The sequence below is a fragment of the Streptococcus sp. 1559 genome (assembly GCF_013276735.1).
Taxonomy (GTDB): Bacteria; Bacillota; Bacilli; order Lactobacillales; family Streptococcaceae; genus Streptococcus; species Streptococcus pseudopneumoniae.
On the sequence record NZ_VMLO01000080.1, the window covers coordinates 1 to 20,235 of the forward strand.

The following is a 20,235-nucleotide window of genomic DNA, read 5'->3' on the forward strand; positions in this document are numbered from 1 at the left end:
TTTTCGAAGAGTATAAAATATTCAGGTGACGCATAGATATAGTTAATTGAAGCTTTGTTTGAAATCTGATAAAATAATGATATTACTAAGTTTTAAAAACTAAAGAAAAGGGAAGATATGATTACAGGCGAATTAAAAAATAAAATCGATCAGTTGTGGGAAATTCTTTGGACAGAAGGAAACGCAAATCCTTTAACAAATATTGAACAGTTGACTTATCTCTTATTTATGAAAGATTTGGATAGTGTCGAGCTTGGACGTGAAAGTGATGCTGAATTTCTAGGGATTCCTTATGAGGGAGTTTTTCCAAAAGATAAACCTGAATACCGTTGGTCAACTTTTAAAAATATAGGAGATGCTCAGGAAGTTTATCGTTTAATGACTCAGGAGATTTTTCCGTTTATTAAAAATCTCAAGGGAGATACAGATGATACAGCCTTTTCACGATATATGCGAGAAGCTATTTTTCAAATAAATAAACCTGCTACGCTTCAAAAGGCAATTTCTATCTTAGATGTTTTTCCAACTAGGGGATTAGATGTAGATTTTGATAATGACAAACAAAGTATTACTGATATCGGAGATATCTATGAATATCTGTTATCAAAATTGTCGACCGCAGGTAAAAATGGACAGTTCCGTACACCTCGTCACATCATCGATATGATGGTTGAGTTGATGCAACCGACCATCAAAGATATTATCTCAGATCCTGCTATGGGTTCTGCTGGCTTCTTAGTATCTGCTAGCCGTTACTTAAAGCGTAAGAAAGATGAATGGGAAACCAATACAGATAATATCAATCATTTTCATAATCAGATGTTTCATGGAAATGATACGGATACGACTATGTTGAGACTTGGGGCGATGAACATGATGCTACATGGAGTAGAAAATCCACAAATCAGTTACCTTGACTCGCTGTCTCAAGATAATGAAGAAGCCGATAAATATACTTTGGTTTTAGCAAATCCTCCTTTTAAGGGCTCACTTGACTACAATTCAACCTCTAATGACCTTCTTGCAACCGTAAAAACCAAAAAAACAGAATTACTCTTTCTTTCTCTTTTCTTGCGAACTTTAAAACCAGGTGGACGAGCAGCAGTTATCGTACCTGATGGTGTCCTTTTTGGTTCGTCTAAAGCTCATAAAGGAATTCGTCAGGAAATTGTAGAGAACCATAAGCTTGATGCTGTAATCTCAATGCCTAGTGGTGTTTTCAAGCCTTATGCTGGAGTTTCAACTGCCATTCTCATCTTTACAAAAACTGGCAATGGTGGTACTGACAAGGTCTGGTTTTACGATATGAAAGCGGATGGCTTAAGTTTGGATGATAAGCGACAACCGATTAGCGACAATGATATTCCAGATATTATCGAACGCTTTCATCATCTTGAAAAAGAAGCAGAACGTCAGAGAACGGATCAATCTTTCTTTGTTCCAGTTGCTGAGATAAAGGAAAATGATTATGATTTGTCTATCAATAAATATAAAGAGATTGAGTATGAAAAAGTTGAGTATGAACCAACAGAAGTCATCTTAAAGAAAATCAATGATTTAGAAAAAGAAATTCAAGCTGGCTTAGCAGAGTTAGAAGAATTACTCAAGTAGGGAGGTGGCTGTATGAAAAAAGTGAAGTTGGGGGAAGTTTGTGAGATTTTATCTGGTTACGCTTTTAAATCATCACAATTTAATGATAACAAAATTGGTCTCCCCTTAATACGAATTCGAGATGTAGAAAGAGGTTTTTCTGATACCTACTTTGAAGGAACTTATTCCGAAGAATATCTTATTAAAAATGGAGACTTATTGATTACAATGGATGGCAGTTTTATATTGAAAAAATGGGAGGGGGATTTAGCGCTACTTAATCAACGTGTCTGTAAAATTAAAATTACGGATAAAAGTGTAGATGAAGGTTATATATCTTGGTTGATTCCTAAATTTTTAAAAGAAATTGAAGATAAGACCCCTTTTGTTACAGTGAAACATCTTTCAGTAGCTAAAATAAAAGATATCTCATTTGTATTGCCTAATAAACTAGAACAAAAGCTAATTGCAAAAAAACTAAATACGATAAGTCAAATTTATGATTTTCGTAAAATTCAATCAGAAAAATTTAACGAGCTCGTCAAATCCCGATTTAACGAGATGTTTGGGGATTTTTATACTACATTATTCCCCAAATATAAAATAGGTGAAAAATTTGAAGTTTCTAGTGGAAGTACACCATCAAGAGATAATAAATTATATTGGGATAGCGGAACGATTAATTGGGTAAAAACAACTGAGGTAATAAATAGAGAAATTACGGAAACTGAGGAAAAAATCACAAAATTTGCTTTAGAAAATACATCTCTTAAACTTTTTCCAGTTGATACAATATTAATTGCTATGTATGGTCAAGGACAAACAAGAGGAAGAAGTGCAATCCTCAAAGTTGAATCTACTAGCAACCAAGCATGTGGGGCTATATTTCCAAATAAAATAGACAATCCAGTTTTTATTTGGCATCAATTAATGCTAAGGTATAGCGAATTACGAGAACTTGGACGAGGAGGAAATCAACCTAATTTAAACGGTCAACTGATTAAAAATTTTGAACTGATTTTCCCCCCTCTAGCCCTCCAAAATGAGTTCGCAGACTTTGTAGCCCAGGTCGACAAATCACAATTGGCAATCCAAAAATCTCTGGAAGAGCTTGAAACTTTGAAGAAATCTCTGATGCAGGAGTATTTTAGCTGATATTCTGCCATTGTAATTACGGTAATGATTTGTTATAATACAACAAAGGAGGAAATCAGATGGTAGTAAAAACAAGAAAACAAGGAAATTCAATCACCATTACGATTCCAAGTGAATTTAATATTCCAAGTGGTGTAAAATACGAAGCTAAATTGTTACCAAGTGGTGAGATTATCTTTACTCCTGAAGAATTGGATCAGCAGGTTTCTTATGTATCTGATGATGCCTTTGACTTAAATTTAGATAAAATATTTGACGAATACGACGATGTTTTCAAAGCTTTGGTGGAAAAATGACAATCTATCTAACAGAAAAGCAAATTGAAAAAATAAATGCTTTAGCAATTCAACGGTATTCTCCAAATGAGAAAATTCAAACAGTTAGTCCTTCTGCCTTAAATATGATTGTGAACTTACCAGAACAATTTGTCTTTGGGAAGCCTCTTTATCCAACAATTTTTGATAAAGCAACTATACTATTTGTCCAATTGATAAAGAAGCATGTTTTTGCTAATGCTAATAAAAGAACTGCTTTCTTCGTTTTGGTCAAATTTTTACAATTAAACGGCTATCGTTTTTCTGTAACGGTAGAAGAAGCAGTAAAAATGTGTGTAACCATCGCAGTAGAAGCTTTAACTGATGAAAAAATGACAAGCTACTCCAAATGGGTTTCTGAACATTCTGTTAGAGAAAAGGTCAAAAAGTAACCTAGTATGCTGGATTTGAATGAGCACAAGAAAATAAATGAACAGACAATATTAGAATTCTGTAATGCAGAAACTGATATTGTCTCTTTTTATTGATGAATAAGAAAGTGAGAAATTATGGAATCAAAAGTTACAATTATCATGCAAGAAATGTTACCTCTTTTAAATAATGAACAATTACTAGCGTTGAGAGAGAGTTTAGAACATCATCTAGTAGACGGAAAAAAGCAGCAGAAGTATTCGAATAATAACCTGTTGCAACTATTTATTACCGCCAAGCAGGTAGAGGGCTGTAGCTCAAAAACAATTCGTTATTACCAGAGGACGATTGAAAACTTGTTTAATGCTATTAAAGAGTCTGTGACACAACTCACAACAGATGATTTAAGGAGTTATTTAGCAAATTACCAGTCTGAAAAGGATTGTAGTAAGGCAAATTTAGACAATATTAGGCGTATATTGTCTTCTTTTTTTGCTTGGCTTGAGCAAGAGGAATATATCATTAAAAATCCCATTCGACGGATAAAGAAAATTAAGACTGAGCAAAATGTGAAGGAAACTTATACTGATGAACATTTGGAAATTATGCGTGATAACTGTGAAAATTTGAGAGATTTGGCAATAATAGACCTACTAGCATCGACAGGTATGCGTGTAGGGGAGCTTGTACAGTTGAATCGTTCAGATATTGATTTTGAAAACAGAGAGTGTGTTGTCTTTGGTAAAGGAAAGAAGGAGAGACCAGTATATTTTGACGCTCGTACGAAAATTCATTTAAGAAACTATCTTAACGACAGAAAAGATAGTCACCCTGCTCTTTTTGTAACGTTAGTTGGAAAAGTCCAGAGGCTTGGAATTGCTGGTGTAGAGATTCGCTTAAGAAAGTTAGGAGAGAAACTCGGCATACAAAAGGTTCACCCACATAAGTTCAGAAGAACTTTAGCGACTAAGGCAATTGATAAAGGTATGCCTATCGAGCAAGTCCAAAAACTGCTAGGTCATAGCAAGATTGACACAACCCTGGCCTATGCCATGGTCAATCAAAATAATGTCAAGCATTCACACCAAAAATTCATCTCTTAAAAGCAAATCCCGATATTCCGAGGAGGTGGTTGCATGAAGAAAGTGAAATTAGGGGAAGTGGCTACTTTTATCAATGGCTATGCTTTTAAACCTCAAGATTGGTCATCTGAAGGGAGAGAGATTATCAGAATACAGAATCTGACTAAAACTTCAACAGAGATAAATTATTATTCGGGTACGATTGATAAAAAATACATTGTTGAAGCTGGTGATATCCTTATTTCGTGGTCGGGTACATTAGGGGTTTTTCAGTGGTGTGGAAGATCCGCAGTGTTAAATCAGCACATTTTTAAAGTGGTTTTTGATAAGATAGATATAGATAAATCGTATTTTAAATATGTTGTTGAAAAAGGTTTACAAGATGCTGTAAAACATACTCATGGTTCCACAATGAAACATTTAACTAAAAAATATTTTGATAATATTATGGTTCCATATACAAATTTGGGAGAGCAACAAAGAATTGCAAGTGAGCTGGATTTGTTAAGCAAGCTGATTTTAAGGAGACAAGAACAACTTGAAGAGCTTAATCTACTTGTAAAATCCCGATTTAACGAGATGTTTGGGGATCCTTTAAATAATAACAAGAAATTTGCAGTAAAAACGGGACAACAGTGTTTTAAATTTTCAAGTGGAAAATTTCTTGATAAACATGATAGAGTTTTTGAAGGTTATCCTGCCTATGGTGGAAATGGCATTGCTTGGAAAAGTCGAAAATATTTAATTGATAATCCTACTATCATCATTGGTCGTGTAGGTGCATATTGTGGTAATGTAAGAACTACCCACGGTAAGGTATGGATAAGTGACAATGCTATATATATAAAAGAATTTAAGAATTCCGATTTCAATCTTGTATTTTTATTAGAATTAATGAAAGTAATTGATTTTAGTAAATTTGCTGATTTCTCAGGTCAACCAAAGATAACTCAAAAACCATTAGAAAATCAGAAATATATCCTCCCCCCTCTAGCCCTCCAAAATGAGTTCGCAGACTTTGTAGCCCAGGTCGACAAATCACAATTTGCTTGTGAGATAGCTATAAAAGTGTGGAGAAATAGCTTGAAATTTAGTATAATATAGCTAAACTATTTGTTTAAAGTGAGAAAAAAATGGGAAATTTTAGCTTTCTTTTAAAAAATGACGAATATGAATCTTTTTCAAAACCTTGCATTGAAGCTGAGAATATGATTGCTACATCAACTGTGGCTACTGCCTTTATGGCGCGTCGTGCTTTAGAGCAGGCTGTCCATTGGATATATAGTCACGATTCATATTTAGAGGCTCCCTATCGTGCTACTCTATCTTCTTTAGTATGGGATGATGATTTTAGGGATATCGTAGATTCTGAACTCCACAAGCAGATAGTTCTGTTGATTCGGTGGGGAAACCATGCTGCTCATGGTGGTGAAATTAAGGAACGAGAAGCGATTTTAGCTTTGCATCATTTGTATCAGTTTGTTAATTTTATCGATTATTGTTACAGCAATGAGTTTGTGGAGCGTTATTTTGATGAGAAGTGCTTACCACTTTCAGCAAACATCAAATACCGAGAAACTCCACAATCTATGATAAAGTTACAAGACAGTTTACCAGAACTGCCTGATTTTCATGAACAGATGGCTGCTCAGTCCGTAGAAGTTCAAGAGACTTATACTGAAAAACGTGAGACTGCAGCGCAACGGCAAGATGTGCCTTTCCATATTGATCAATTATCTGAGGCAGAGACAAGAAAACTCTTTATTGATATCGATCTCCGTCTAGCAGGATGGATATTTGAAGAAAACTGTCGTGTTGAGATAGCTGTTGATGGTCTCAAGCACGGTTCAGGAATTGGTTACTGTGACTATGTACTTTATGGTAAAAATGGGAAAATTTTAGCGATTGTGGAGGCTAAAAAAGCCTCTGTCAATCCAGAAGTAGGGGAAGTACAGGTCAAAGAATATGCTGAAGCTTTGGAGAAACATATCGGCTATCAGCCAATTTGCTTTATTACAAATGGGTTGAAGCACTATATACTTGATGGTCCGAACCGCCGCCAGATTGCAGGATTTTACTCTCAAGAAGAATTGCAATTAGTGATGGATAGACGTCATCTTCAAAAACCACTTGAGGATATTTCTAGTAAAATTAGGGACGATATTTCCGAGCGTCACTACCAAAAACATGCGATTGCAAGCGTTTGTGAAGCTTTCTCTAATCATCGTAGACAGGCACTTTTGGTTATGGCAACTGGGGCTGGGAAAACTCGTACAGCAGTTTCTCTAGTTGATATCTTATCACGTCATAACTGGGTAAAAAACGTTCTCTTCTTAGCCGATAGAACTTCCTTGGTTAAGCAAGCCTATGATTCGTTTAGAAAATTACTCCCAGATCTTTCCGTTTGTAACTTCTTAGAAGATAAAGAAGGAGCTCAATCAAGTCGCATGGTCTTTTCAACTTATCCGACCATGATTGGAGCGATTAGTGGTCAAGAAGAAGTAAATCAACGTCCTTTCACTGTTGGGCATTTTGACCTTATCATAATTGACGAATCTCACCGTTCTATTTATCAGAAATACAAGTCCATTTTTGATTATTTTGATGCAAGGATTGTAGGCTTAACAGCTACTCCTCGTCAAGATTTAGATAAAAACACCTATGGATTCTTTAATTTGGAGAATGGGGTTCCAACATATGCATATGATTTGGAAGAGGCTGTTAAAGACGGATATTTAGTAGCCTATCATTCTATCGAAACCAAACTGAAACTACCTACGGATGGTCTACATTATGATGATTTGTCTGAAGAAGAAAAGGAACATTTTGATAGCAAATTTGAAGACGATAGCTGTGAAAAAGATATTGATGGGAGTGTATTTAATTCCTTTATTTTCAATAAAAGTACAGTAGAAATTGTTTTAAATGAACTCATGACAAGAGGAATTCAGACAGCCTCGGGTGATGAAATTGGTAAAACTATTATTTTTGCTAAAAATCATGATCATGCGGAATATATCAGAGGTATTTTTAACAACCGCTATCCTGAAAAAGGGAGCGACTATGCTCAGGTAATTGATTATAGTATTAAGCATTATCAGACCTTGATTGATGATTTTAAAATTAAGGAGAAGTATCCTCAAATTGCGATTTCTGTCGATATGTTAGATACAGGTATTGATGTACCAGAGGTTGTGAATTTAGTCTTCTTCAAGAAAGTACGCTCTAAAACTAAGTTTTGGCAGATGATTGGTCGAGGAACCCGTCTATGTAAAGATTTATTTGGACCTGAGCAGGATAAGGAAAACTTCTTGGTATTTGATTATGGGGACAATTTTGATTATTTTCGTGCAGATCCAAGAGATGGAGAGGGGCGTCACATTGTTTCGTTGAGTCAGCGTTTATTTAATATCAAAGTGGACTTGATTCGAGAACTTCAGGGACTCCAATACCAAGAAGATCAGTTTGCGAGAGCATACCGTCAGGAGCTTGTTTCAGAACTTCAAGGTCGTATAGAGAGCTTAAATGAGTTGGACTTCAGGGTTCGTATGGTTTTAGATACAGTTTATAGCTATAGAAAATTGGAAAGTTGGCAAAATCTAACTGCTGTTACAAGTGAAACAATTCAAAAAAATCTCTCTCCGCTTTTATTTGATGAAGATAAAGAAGATGAGATGGCGAGGAGATTTGATTTGTGCTTACTTCATATTCAGTTGGGGCAACTGACAGCTAAATCTTCCACTGTTCATATTTCCCAAGTGATGAAGACGGCTAGAGCTCTTTCTGCTATTGGCAATATCCCGCAGGTTTTTGAGCAGGTTGAAATTATCAGGAAAGTACAGGAGCCTGAATTTTGGAAAGAAGTTAGCTTGTCTGATTTGGAAAAAATTCGTCTTGCTATTCGAGATTTATTACAGTTTTTGGATAAAACAGACCGTAAACCCTACTATGTTAACTTTGAAGATCGTATACTCTCCACTGTTCACGAGACCACAGCATTTTTGCAGGTCAACGATCTTCGATCTTATAATGAAAAAGTTGAGCATTATTTGAAAACTCATCTGGATGAAGAGTCCATTTCTAAGCTATACCATAATAAAAAGTTGACATCTGATGATATGCTTGCACTTGAAAAATTGCTCTGGGAAAAATTAGGTAGCAAATCAGACTACCAACATCATTATGAAAATAAGGCAATTCCGAGATTGGTGCGTGAGATTATTGGCTTAGATAGAGAGTCTGCCAATCGTATTTTTTCTAAATTTTTGTCGGATGAGAACCTTAATGCTAGGCAGATTTCATTTGTAAAATTGATTGTAGACTACATTGTAGAAAATGGTTTTTTAGAGACGAAAGTGTTAACGCAAGAGCCGTTTAAATCTTATGGATCGGTTCAACTACTCTTCCAACACCAACTACCAGTACTTCGTAATATTGTTCAAACCATTGAGCTCATCAATAATCGAGCTGGAGAAGCGGCTTAAATTCTAAAGTGATTGCCATACTGAGACTCATTTAAAATTAAAAAGAGTAGAAATTTATGTCATATATGAGAAGTTTTATTAGGAAGAATGTCATCGTTTTCCTAGAATACAGTATCAGTTGTTAAGTGGCTGATAAATTTCAAAGTAGATACTTGTACCACGATGTTTGTTGATCGAGTTATTAACAAAAGAGCTACTTTGATTTTAAAGAAATAGAAAACAAAAAGTCGAGCAAGAATTCAATTGCAGGAGAAAATGAAGGAATACTCAGTGAAAATCAAAGAGCAAACTTGACGAAGTCAGCTCAAAACACGGTTTTGAGGTTGTAGATGAAACTGACGAAGTCAGCTCAAAACATGGTTTTGAGGTTGTAGATGAAACTGACGAAGTCAGTAACCATACCTACGGCAAGGCGAAGTTGACGCGGTTTGAAGAGATTTTTGAAGAGTATAAATCTTCCTAGGATAAAGCAAAACGCCTAATATCAAGGGTTTTAAACACTTGATATTAGGCGTTTTCTGATGTTAAAGACTTTCTACCAGGTTTTTTGAAGCATAATTGTTAGTTGTAGTCATTTATTATTCTTCAAAGAAAAATGGTGGGGCGAATTTTTTCAGTTCTTCAAAGCACTTTTGAGCAGCATCTGCATCTTCACAGATGATAAGACAGACATCATCACCACAAAGGGTAGCGATAGCGTCAGGGAAGCTCAAAGCATCAATGATAGAACCAAAGGATTGAGCCAGTCCAGGAAGGGTTTTTAGTAGGACTTGGTGTTGAACTGGGCGCATCAAGACAAGGGCGTCTTCCATGTAGAGTTCGAGACGTTTTTCCCATTTTGAGATGGAACCATTGTTAAGAACATAATAAGCGCTATCTTCTTCGCGGACTTTTGATAGGTTCATATTTTTGATGTCGCGTGAGAGGGTTGCCTGGGTCACTTGAATGTCGTTCTCAGCAAGAAGGGACTGCAATTCAGCCTGTGTATGAATCTTGTTTTTTGCAACAAGAGCGCGTATGAGTTGGTGGCGGTGCTCTGATTTATTCATAATAATGTAACTCCTTTTAGCAAGGTATGGTAAGCGTGGACTGAGCGAGGTCGACAGTCAAGTAGTAGTCGGTATTGTCACGGATGGTGATTTCAAAGTCAGTCGTATAGAGGACTAAACGAAGAGTATCTCCTTCTTTTAGATTGTAAATAGTTGGTTGCAGTTCAAATTGCACATCCATCCATTCATCTGCAGTAATATCCTCTACTAACAGTAAATCATTTCTATTTTGTAAATTAAGGTAACCTTTTGTCACGACTCGTTGTGCATCTGGTCTAAATGGCAGTTCACAGAGATTTTCCAGCATATGATAGCGACCGTTGTCAATGGTTCTAGCACTTAAAACAGCTGGATAAGGCTGTAAGTATTTCTTTTGACCAAGTTCCAGTAATTGAGCAGATAAAAGCCCCTTGTTTGTGCTGGATTTGATATGAAGATTGAGCTGAGCGCGACCGTTCAGGTGGAGATTTTTGGTCACAGGCAGGTCAATAGTAACCTGATTGGTTTTCCCTTGATAGAGCTCTGTATTGAAGGTTTGGTAGGTCTTACCATAGCGCTCAAAATCCTTATCTGAGTACTGGTTTTGAATAACTTGCTCTTCTTGACCAAGTGAGAAGGTTTCAAAGTTCTCTTGCTCTCCAAAGGTATCAAGTGATAACCAAGTCTGAGGAGCGGTATTGTCCTGCCAGATAATGGTCGGAAGCTGAAAATCTGTTTCCTGTCCTAGTAATTTCTTGGTCAATAAGGCATTTATGGACTCACGGAAGTCAATGGACTGCCAGTTGTTCATATACACATGGGCGCCATTATGGAAAAAGAAATGCTTATTTATATTAGTGGGAAGAGCATGGAACATCTGGTAAACATGAAGTGGTTTGACATTCCAATCCTGAGAACCATGGGTAAAGACAACCTCTGCCTTTACTTTATGGGCATTGAGCAGATAGTTGCGGTCATGCCAAAACTGGTTATAGTCGCCAGTCTTGCGATCCAGTTGCTCTTTCACTTTTTCTAAGTCAGCTTGGTGAGCTTCATTGCCACGGATATAGTCGCCAGCCAAGAGATTACGAGAGTAGGTTAGTTCAGCAAGGGAGTCAAAGTCCTCACCTGGATAGCCACCTGGGCTAGTCACCAGACCGTTTTCTCGGTAGTAGTTGTACCATGAAGAAATTCCAGCCTCAGCAATGATTACTTCTAAACCATCAACACCTGTAGTGGCAAGGCCGTTTGACATGGTACCTAGATAGGAAAGTCCAGTTGTAGCTACTTTTCCGTTTGACCAGTCAGCTTTGACTTGACGCTGGCGCGTATAATCGGTAAAGGCACGGCAACGGCCATTAAGCCAATCAATGACATTTTTATAAGCCTCGATTTGCTGGTAGTCGCCATTAGTCATGAAACCAGTAGAGTCTCTGGTACCAACACCTGAAACATAGAGATTGGCAAAACCTCGTGGAAGGAAGTAGTCGTTGAGTGTATAGCTAGAGTTGATGTGACTTAGCTTTTCCTCAGCTTCCGACACAAGCTCAGCTTGGCCTTGGGGTTGGACGAGATTGAGTTGAGGTTCCTCTAGTTCAATCTTATGAGCAGGTTTAACCTCAAGCTCGCCCTCCATCTTATAGAGAGCCTTATCGCTTGCCTTGTCATTTGTTCCCTGATGATAAGGACTGGCTGTCATGATGGCAGGGATTTGGCTCTCATAACGTGGACGAATAATGCTAACCTTGACTAAGTCTGGTAGACCTTTTTGGTCAGTATCGACACGAGACTCAACGTAAACGACTTCACGAATGACATCATGGCTAGAAAAAGTAGCCAAACTCTTGCCGTTAAAGTAGTGGTAGTCATTATCCTCCGGAATAAGACCATCACTAACAAGTTGGTCGATAAGAGTATTTCCCTTTTTGGTGCGAGTATTGAGTAACTGATAAAGATTTTCAATCAAGTCACCATATATAATGGGAAATCCAGTTTCTTTACGAAAAACGTCACTATCTTCGAAGTCAACCAAATAAGAAAAGCCTAAAAGTTGAAAAGCAACAGTATAAAAAATAGCTGCTGTCAAGTCTTTGTCAGATTTAAAAAAAGTTAATATGTTAGTTTCTTTATCTACAGCCAAGCAGAAGAGTGGATAGTCGGTGTTCTCATAAGTGAAAAAGAAGCGACGTAAAAAAGTTTCCAGTAATTCCTTGGGATTGGCTGTGTTTTGTAAATCAAAGCCACATTTTTTTAGTTCAGATAAGATATTTTCTTTTGGAAAAGTGATATAACTATATTGATTAAAACGCATAGAACCTCCATATAGAATGATAGTTAAGGTTATTATATCAAAAAAAAAGCAGAAAGGGAATTGTTAACTGCAAAAGGAAATAATCCAATAAAAATGAATAAAGTGCTAAATTCAATATAGAGAACAGTGTAATAATAGACGTAATAGGTATAATATAAAAATTCTAGGAGATTTATATTATATGTTTTCTATTTTTATATATAATATAGTATAAATATAAAAAACGATGACAAAAATACAAATGAATAGAAAGTAAATTAGTAAGCTGATGAAATTTTTCTCAAGAGCAACCTTTTATAGGTGAAAATGGTATAATATAGTGAGAAGGATAGAGGAGAAGTGTAAATTGATCGCACAACTAGATACAAAAACAGTCTATAGTTTTATGGAAAGCGTCATTTCGATCGAAAAGTATGTGAGAGCAGCTAAAGAATACGGCTACACTCATCTGGCTATGATGGATATTGATAATCTTTATGGTGCTTTTGACTTTCTAGAGGTTACAAAAAAATATGGCATTCATCCTTTGCTAGGGCTTGAAATGACTGTATTTGTGGATGCTCAGGAAGTGAATTTGCGCTTTTTAGCTCTATCTAGTGTGGGCTATCAGCAGTTGATGAAGCTTTCAACAGCCAAGATGCAGGGGGAGAAAACATGGTCAGTTCTATCTCAGTACCTAGAAGATATTGCAGTAATTGTGCCTTATTTTGAAGAGCTTGAATCATTAAATCTAGGCTGTGATTATTATATTGGAGTTTATCCAGAAACACTGACAAGAGAATTTCATCATCCAATCTTGCCCCTTTATCGGGTCAATGCCTTTGAAAGCAGAGATAGAGAAGTTCTGCAAGTTTTAACAGCGATTAAAGAAAACCTACCGCTCAGAGAAGTTCCCTTGCGATCACGACAAGATGTCTTTATATCAGCAAGTTCTTTAGAGAAATTATTCCAAGAACGATTTCCGCAAGCCTTAGACAATTTAGAAAAGCTTATTTCAAGCATTTCTTATGACTTGGATACTAGTCTGAAACTGCCTCGTTTTAATCCAGCTAGACCAGCAGTAGAAGAGTTGAGAGAACGTGCTGAATTGGGACTTGCTCAGAAGGGGTTGTCTAGTAAAGAATATCAAGAACGTCTAAACCAAGAATTGGCTGTTATTCATGATATGGGCTTTGATGATTATTTCTTAGTTGTCTGGGATTTGCTGCGTTTTGGACGTTCAAATGGCTACTATATGGGAATGGGACGGGGTTCTGCTGTTGGTAGCTTGGTTTCTTATGCCTTAGATATTACAGGGATTGACCCAGTAGAGAAAAATCTGATTTTTGAACGCTTTCTCAATCGTGAACGCTATACCATGCCTGATATTGATATTGATATCCCAGATATTTATCGTCCAGATTTTATCAGATATGTTGGTAATAAATATGGTAGTAAGCATGCGGCTCAAATCGTTACTTTTTCTACCTTTGGGGCTAAGCAAGCTCTACGAGATGTCTTGAAACGCTTTGGTGTTCCTGAGTATGAATTATCTGCAATTACTAAGAAAATCAGTTTTCGTGACAATCTCAAGTCGGCCTATGAGGGCAATCTCCAGTTTCGTCAGCAAATTAATAGTAAGTTAGAATACCAAAAAGCCTTTGAGATTGCTTGCAAGATAGAGGGCTATCCAAGACAAACCTCTGTCCATGCAGCTGGTGTTGTGATTAGCGACCAAGATTTGACCAATTACATTCCTCTAAAGCATGGTGATGAAATTCCACTGACTCAGTATGATGCTCATGGAGTTGAGGCTAGCGGTCTTTTGAAGATGGACTTTCTGGGACTGCGAAATTTGACCTTTGTTCAGAAAATGCAAGAGTTGCTTGCTGAAACAGAAGGGATTAAGATAGCTATCAACGAGATTGATTTGGAAGATAAAGAAACGTTAGCTTTATTTGCTTCTGGCAATACAAAAGGTATCTTTCAATTTGAACAACCTGGTGCCATTCGTCTGCTTAAGCGTGTGCAACCAGTCTGTTTTGAAGATGTCGTAGCGACTACTTCTCTAAATAGACCAGGTGCTAGTGATTATATCAATAATTTTGTGGCAAGAAAACATGGGCAGGAAGAAGTGACTGTTCTGGATCCAGTACTGGAGGATATTTTGGCTCCAACCTATGGTATCATGCTCTATCAGGAGCAGGTTATGCAGGTAGCTCAGCGGTTTGCTGGATTTAGTCTTGGGAAGGCCGATATTTTGCGTCGAGCTATGGGGAAAAAGGATGCTTCTGCCATGCATGAGATGAGGGCTTCCTTTATTCAAGGTTCATTAGATGTTGGTCATACTGCGGAAAAGGCAGAGCAGGTCTTTGATGTCATGGAGAAGTTTGCAGGTTATGGTTTTAACAGGTCACATGCCTATGCCTACTCAGCCTTGGCCTTCCAGTTGGCTTATTTCAAAACGCATTATCCAGCCATTTTTTATCAGGTTATGTTGAATTTTGCCAACAGTGATTACTTAATAGATGCCTTAGAAGCAGGATTTGAAGTAGCCCCTCTGTCCATCAACACCATTCCCTATCACGATAAAATTGCCAATAAGTCTATCTATCTAGGTTTGAAATCGATTAAGGGAGTCAGCAAAGATTTGGCGCTTTGGATTATTGAAAATAGGCCTTATTCTAACATTGAAGATTTTATAGCTAAATTACCTGAGAATTATCTGAAACTTCCTCTGCTAGAACCTTTGGTAAAAGTTGGTCTTTTCGATTCATTTGAAAGAAATCGTCAAAAAGTATTCAATAATTTAGTTAATCTATTTGAATTTGTAAAAGAGTTGGGAAGTTTGTTTGGAGATACTATTTATAGTTGGCAGGAATCGGAAGATTGGACGGAACAAGAAAAATTCTATATGGAACAAGAACTTTTAGGAGTAGGAGTTAGCAAACATCCACTACAAGCTATTGCAAGTAAGGCTATTTACCCGATTATCCCAATTGGGAATTTGTCAGAAAATAGCTATGCTATTATTTTGGTTGAAGTTCAGAAAATAAAAGTAATTCGTACCAAAAAGGGCGAAAACATGGCTTTCTTACAGGTAGATGATAGTAAGAAAAAATTGGATGTTACCCTCTTTTCAGACTTATATCGTCAGGTTGGACAGGAAATAAAAGAGGGATCCTTCTACTATATAAAAGGAAAAATACAATCACGTGATGGCCGTCTGCAAATGATTGCACAAGAAATAAGAGAAGCAGTTGCTGAACGCTTTTGGATACAGGTAAAAAATCATGAATCGGATCAAGAAATTTCACGTATTTTAGACCAGTATAAAGGTCCAATCCCAGTCATCATCAGGTATGAAGAGGAACAGAAAACCATCGTTTCTCCCCATTATTTTGTAGCTAAATCCAATGAATTAGAAGCGAAATTGAATGAAATCGTTATGAAAACGATTTATCGCTAAAAATACGGAAAATAGAAGAATTTTAAAATCAAATGTGGTATAATCAAGAAGACTGTTAAAAGAAAAAGGAGCATAAACCAATATGAAACGTATTGCTGTTTTGACTAGTGGTGGAGACGCCCCTGGTATGAACGCTGCTATCCGTGCAGTTGTTCGTCAAGCAATTTCAGAAGGAATGGAAGTGTTTGGTATCTATGACGGATATGCTGGTATGGTTGCCGGTGAAATTCATCCCCTAGATGCAGCTTCAGTAGGAGACATCATTTCTCGTGGTGGTACTTTCCTTCACTCAGCTCGTTACCCAGAGTTCGCTCAACTTGAAGGGCAACTAAAAGGGATTGAGCAATTGAAAAAACACGGCATTGAAGGTGTAGTTGTTATCGGTGGAGACGGTTCTTACCACGGCGCTATGCGTTTGACTGAGCATGGTTTCCCTGCTATCGGTCTTCCAGGTACAATCGATAACGATATCGTTGGTACTGACTTTACAATCGGTTTTGACACAGCGGTTACAACTGCTATGGATGCTATTGATAAGATTCGTGATACATCATCAAGTCACCGTCGTACTTTTGTTATTGAAGTTATGGGACGTAACGCTGGTGATATCGCTCTTTGGGCTGGTATTGCAACTGGTGCAGATGAAATCATCATTCCTGAGGAAGGATTCAAGATTGAAGACATCGTAGAAAGCATTAAATGTGGTTATGAGTGTGGTAAAAAACACAATATCATCGTCTTAGCTGAAGGTGTGATGTCAGCAGCTGAATTTGGTCAAAAACTTAAAGAAGCTGGAGATACAAGCGACCTTCGTGTGACAGAACTTGGACATATTCAACGTGGTGGTTCTCCAACTGCGCGTGACCGTGTATTGGCGTCACGTATGGGTGCCCATGCTGTTAAACTTCTTAAAGAAGGTATTGGTGGTGTTGCGGTTGGTATCCGTAACGAGAAAATGGTTGAAAACCCAATTCTTGGAACGGCAGAAGAAGGAGCATTGTTTAGCCTTACTGCAGAAGGTAAGATTGTAGTTAACAACCCACACAAAGCCGATATTGAGCTATCTAGCTTGAATAAGAGCTTGTCATAATTTACAATTTAGTTAATAAGACCAAAAAGGTCATATCTATAAAGGAGTCACAAAAATCATGAACAAACGTGTAAAAATCGTTGCAACTTTGGGTCCTGCGGTAGAAATCCGTGGTGGTAAAAAATTCGGTGAGGACGGATACTGGGGTGAAAAACTTGATGTTGAAGCTTCAGCTAAAAACATTGCTCAATTGATTGAAGCTGGTGCTAACACATTCCGTTTCAACTTCTCACACGGTGACCACCAAGAACAAGGTGAGCGTATGGCAACTGTTAAACTTGCTGAAAAACTTGCAGGTAAAAAAGTTGGTTTCCTTCTTGATACAAAAGGACCAGAAATCCGTACAGAATTGTTCGAAGGTGAAGCTAAAGAGTATTCATACAAAACTGGTGAGAAAATCCGTGTTGCAACTAAACAAGGAATCAAATCAACTCGTGAAGTGATTGCATTGAACGTTGCTGGTGCTCTGGATATCTATGATGATGTTGAAGTTGGTCGTCAAGTGTTGGTTGACGACGGTAAACTTGGTCTTCGTGTGGTTGCTAAAGATGACGCAACTCGTGAATTTGAAGTGGAAGTTGAAAACGATGGTATCATCGCTAAACAAAAAGGTGTGAATATTCCTAACACTAAAATTCCTTTCCCAGCCCTTGCTGAACGTGATAACGACGATATCCGCTTTGGTCTTGAACAAGGTATCAACTTTATTGCGATTTCATTCGTACGTACTGCAAAAGACGTGAACGAAGTTCGTGCAATCTGTGAAGAAACTGGAAACGGGCATGTTCAATTGTTCGCTAAAATCGAAAATCAACAAGGTATCGATAACTTGGATGAAATCATCGAAGCAGCTGATGGTATCATGATCGCTCGTGGTGATATGGGTATCGAAGTACCATTCGAAATGGTTCCAGTTTACCAAAAAATGATTATCAAGAAAGTCAATGCTGCAGGTAAAGTTGTTATCACTGCAACAAACATGCTTGAAACAATGACTGAAAAACCACGTGCAACTCGTTCAGAAGTATCAGACGTATTCAACGCTGTTATCGACGGAACTGACGCTACAATGCTGTCAGGCGAGTCTGCAAACGGTAAATACCCACTCGAGTCAGTAACTACAATGGCTACAATAGACAAGAACGCTCAAACTCTTCTTAATGAATACGGACGTTTGGATTCAGATTCATTTGAACGTAACTCTAAGACAGAAGTAATGGCTTCAGCTGTTAAAGATGCTACTAACTCAATGGATATCAAATTGGTTGTAACTCTTACTAAGACAGGTCATACTGCACGTTTGATTTCTAAATACCGTCCAAATGCTGACATCTTAGCATTGACATTTGATGAATTGACAGAACGTGGATTGATGTTGAACTGGGGTGTTATCCCAATGTTGACAGATGCTCCATCTTCAACTGACGATATGTTCGAAATCGCTGAACGTAAAGCGGTAGAAGCAGGTCTCGTTGAGTCAGGCGATGATATCGTTATCGTTGCTGGTGTACCAGTAGGAGAAGCTGTTCGTACAAATACAATGCGTATCCGCACAGTACGTTAAGAAAAATATAAAAACCTATCATATCCAGCTTTAGAGCTTGTGTGATAGGCTTTTTTGGGCTCTTTGTCAACTGTAGTGGGTTGAAGTCAGCTAAGCTCGAGAAAGGACAAATTTTGTCCTTTCTTTTTTGATATTCAGAACGATAAAAATCCGTTTTTTGAAGTTTTCAAAGTTTCGAAAACCAAAGGCATTGCGCTTGATAAGTTTGATGAGATTATTGGTCGCTTCCAGTTTGGCGTTAGAATAGTGTAGTTGAAGGGCGTTAACAATCTTTTCTTTATCCTTGAGGAAGGTTTTAAAAACAGTCTGAAAAAGAGGATGAACCTGCTTTAGATTGTCCTCAATGAGTCCGAAAAATTTGTCAGGCTCTTTATTCTGGAAGTGAAAAAGTAAGAGCCGATAGAGATTATAGTGGTGTTTCAAGTCTTCTGAATAGCTCAAAAGCTTGTCAAGAATCTCTTTATTGGTCAAGTGAATACGAAAAGTAGGGCGATAAAAACGTTTATCACTCAATTTACGACTATCCTGTTGAATGAGCTTCCAGTAGCGCTTGATAGCCTTGTATTCATGAGATTTTCTATCGAATTGGTTCATGATTTGGACACGCACACGACTCATAGCACGGCTAAGATGTTGTACAATATGAAAGCGATCTAGAACGATTTTAGCATTCGGGAGTGAAACAGTCTGGGAGACTGTTTCAGCCTGAGCCTAGAAATTTGAAAGCGAATCTGTTTAGCCAAGGCATAATAAGGACTAAACATATCCATAGTAATAATTTTGACGCGACATCGGACAGCTCTATCATACTTAAGAAAGTGATTACGAATGATAGCTTGTGTTCTTCCCTCAAGAACAGTGATGATATTGAGATTGTTAAAATCTTGCGTAATGAAGCTCATCTCCATCTCCCGATTGAAACAGTCACTCCCCGGACTGTTTCAACGTCCCAAGACATAATCTCAGGCAGATTTCTAACATTACACTCAAAGTGGAAGTCATTGAGCTTTCGAATGACAGTTGAAGTTGAAATGGCCAGCTGATGAGCAATATCGGTCATAGAAGTCTTTTCAATCAACTTTTGCGCAATTTTTTGGTTGATAATACGAGGAATTTGGTGATTTTTCTTGACGATAGAAGTTTCAGCGACCATCATTTTTGAACAGTGATAGCACTTGAATCGACGCTTTCTAAGGAGAATTCTAGTAGGCATACCAGTCGTTTCGAGGTAAGGAATTTTCGACGGTTTTTGAAAGTCATATTTCTTCATTTGACTTCCGCACTCAGGGCAAGATGGAGCTTCATAGTCCAGTTTGGCGATGAGTTCCTTGTATGTATCCTTATTAATGATATCCATAGGGGATTTACCCACTACAAATATTATAGAGCCCAAAAAGGTGGCTATGTCACCTTTTTGTGTCAGTGTAGGTATTTGTGACGCGGTGGTGGGGCATCAATGGAGTTTCTTGAAGGTAATACTCTTCGAAAATCTCTTCAAACCACGTCAGCGTCGCCTTACCGTAGGTATGGTTACTGACTTCGTCAGTTTCATCTACAACCTCAAAACCATGTTTTGAGCTGACTTCGTCAGTTCTATCTACAACCTCAAAGCAGTGCTTTGAGCAACCTGCGGCTAGCTTCCTAGTTTGCTCTTTGATTTTCATTGAGTATGAAATAAGATATGCACAAATTGATTAGAAAAGTCAAATGAATTTCTACAAATGTTTTAGCAATCGCAATCTACTTGTCTAGATTCGATCTGATATATTTTCGATTTAATGATATGGTATTTAAAAC

At 37.5% G+C, this 20,235-nt stretch carries 13 protein-coding genes and 1 pseudogene; 10 read left to right on the top strand and 4 right to left on the bottom strand.

What is annotated here, in order from left to right:
• Positions 1–117: 117 nt before the first annotated feature.
• The 7 genes from HT688_RS09310 to HT688_RS09340 all read left to right on the top strand — a co-directional run bounded on the left by HT688_RS09310 (position 118) and on the right by HT688_RS09340 (position 8,997).
• Entirely contained in the window at positions 118–1,611 is a 1,494-nt protein-coding gene (locus HT688_RS09310; RefSeq protein ID WP_000627747.1) for a type I restriction-modification system subunit M, read from the top strand.
• A 12-nt stretch (positions 1,612–1,623) separates the two neighbouring features.
• Entirely contained in the window at positions 1,624–2,745 is a 1,122-nt protein-coding gene (locus HT688_RS09315; protein ID WP_023938182.1) for a restriction endonuclease subunit S, read from the top strand.
• 59 nt (positions 2,746–2,804) lie between these two features.
• A complete protein-coding gene (locus HT688_RS09320) occupies positions 2,805–3,041 on the top strand; it encodes an AbrB/MazE/SpoVT family DNA-binding domain-containing protein (protein WP_000260603.1) in 237 nt (78 codons plus the stop codon).
• Positions 3,038–3,451 carry a type II toxin-antitoxin system death-on-curing family toxin gene (locus HT688_RS09325; RefSeq protein ID WP_023941843.1) on the top strand — a complete coding sequence of 138 codons (414 nt, stop codon included), beginning with the start codon at positions 3,038–3,040 and terminating at the stop codon, positions 3,449–3,451. The genes HT688_RS09320 and HT688_RS09325 overlap by 4 nt, the downstream gene beginning before the upstream one ends.
• Positions 3,452–3,568: 117 nt before the next feature.
• Positions 3,569–4,534, top strand: a complete 966-nt coding sequence (gene xerA, locus HT688_RS09330; RefSeq protein WP_023941845.1) for a site-specific tyrosine recombinase/integron integrase — start codon at positions 3,569–3,571, stop codon at positions 4,532–4,534.
• A 33-nt stretch (positions 4,535–4,567) separates the two neighbouring features.
• Positions 4,568–5,617 (top strand): restriction endonuclease subunit S, encoded by a 1,050-nt coding sequence (locus tag HT688_RS09335; RefSeq protein ID WP_172923726.1) that lies wholly within the window; start codon positions 4,568–4,570, stop codon positions 5,615–5,617.
• A gap of 29 nt (positions 5,618–5,646) precedes the next feature.
• Positions 5,647–8,997, top strand: a complete 3,351-nt coding sequence (locus HT688_RS09340; protein ID WP_172923190.1) for a DEAD/DEAH box helicase family protein — start codon at positions 5,647–5,649, stop codon at positions 8,995–8,997.
• 578 nt (positions 8,998–9,575) lie between these two features.
• Here the strand turns inward: HT688_RS09340 and HT688_RS09345 are convergent.
• Positions 9,576–10,046 (bottom strand): arginine repressor, encoded by a 471-nt coding sequence (locus HT688_RS09345; protein WP_023934390.1) that lies wholly within the window; start codon positions 10,044–10,046, stop codon positions 9,576–9,578.
• Positions 10,047–10,062: 16 nt separating this feature from the next.
• A complete protein-coding gene (locus HT688_RS09350) occupies positions 10,063–12,336 on the bottom strand; it encodes a Xaa-Pro dipeptidyl-peptidase (RefSeq protein ID WP_172923727.1) in 2,274 nt (757 codons plus the stop codon).
• A gap of 346 nt (positions 12,337–12,682) precedes the next feature.
• Here HT688_RS09350 and HT688_RS09355 point away from each other — a divergent pair, with 346 nt between their 5' ends.
• From HT688_RS09355 to pyk, 3 genes are all read left to right on the top strand, one after another.
• Complete coding sequence (locus HT688_RS09355) at positions 12,683–15,784, top strand: DNA polymerase III subunit alpha (RefSeq protein ID WP_172923728.1); 3,102 nt, start codon at positions 12,683–12,685, stop codon at positions 15,782–15,784.
• An 82-nt stretch (positions 15,785–15,866) separates the two neighbouring features.
• Positions 15,867–16,874: a 6-phosphofructokinase gene (gene pfkA / locus HT688_RS09360; RefSeq protein WP_000820864.1), complete on the top strand. Its 1,008-nt coding sequence runs from the start codon at positions 15,867–15,869 to the stop codon at positions 16,872–16,874.
• A 58-nt stretch (positions 16,875–16,932) separates the two neighbouring features.
• Positions 16,933–18,438, top strand: a complete 1,506-nt coding sequence (gene pyk, locus HT688_RS09365) for a pyruvate kinase (RefSeq protein ID WP_001042822.1) — start codon at positions 16,933–16,935, stop codon at positions 18,436–18,438.
• 90 nt (positions 18,439–18,528) lie between these two features.
• On the opposite strand, the pseudogene HT688_RS09370 reads toward pyk, so the two are convergent.
• Both HT688_RS09370 and HT688_RS11910 read right to left on the bottom strand, forming a co-directional pair.
• A pseudogene (locus HT688_RS09370) lies at positions 18,529–19,795 on the bottom strand (transposase).
• 49 nt (positions 19,796–19,844) lie between these two features.
• Positions 19,845–20,102 (bottom strand): hypothetical protein, encoded by a 258-nt coding sequence (locus HT688_RS11910; protein ID WP_138704219.1) that lies wholly within the window; start codon positions 20,100–20,102, stop codon positions 19,845–19,847.
• Between the last annotated feature and the right edge of the window lie 133 nt (positions 20,103–20,235).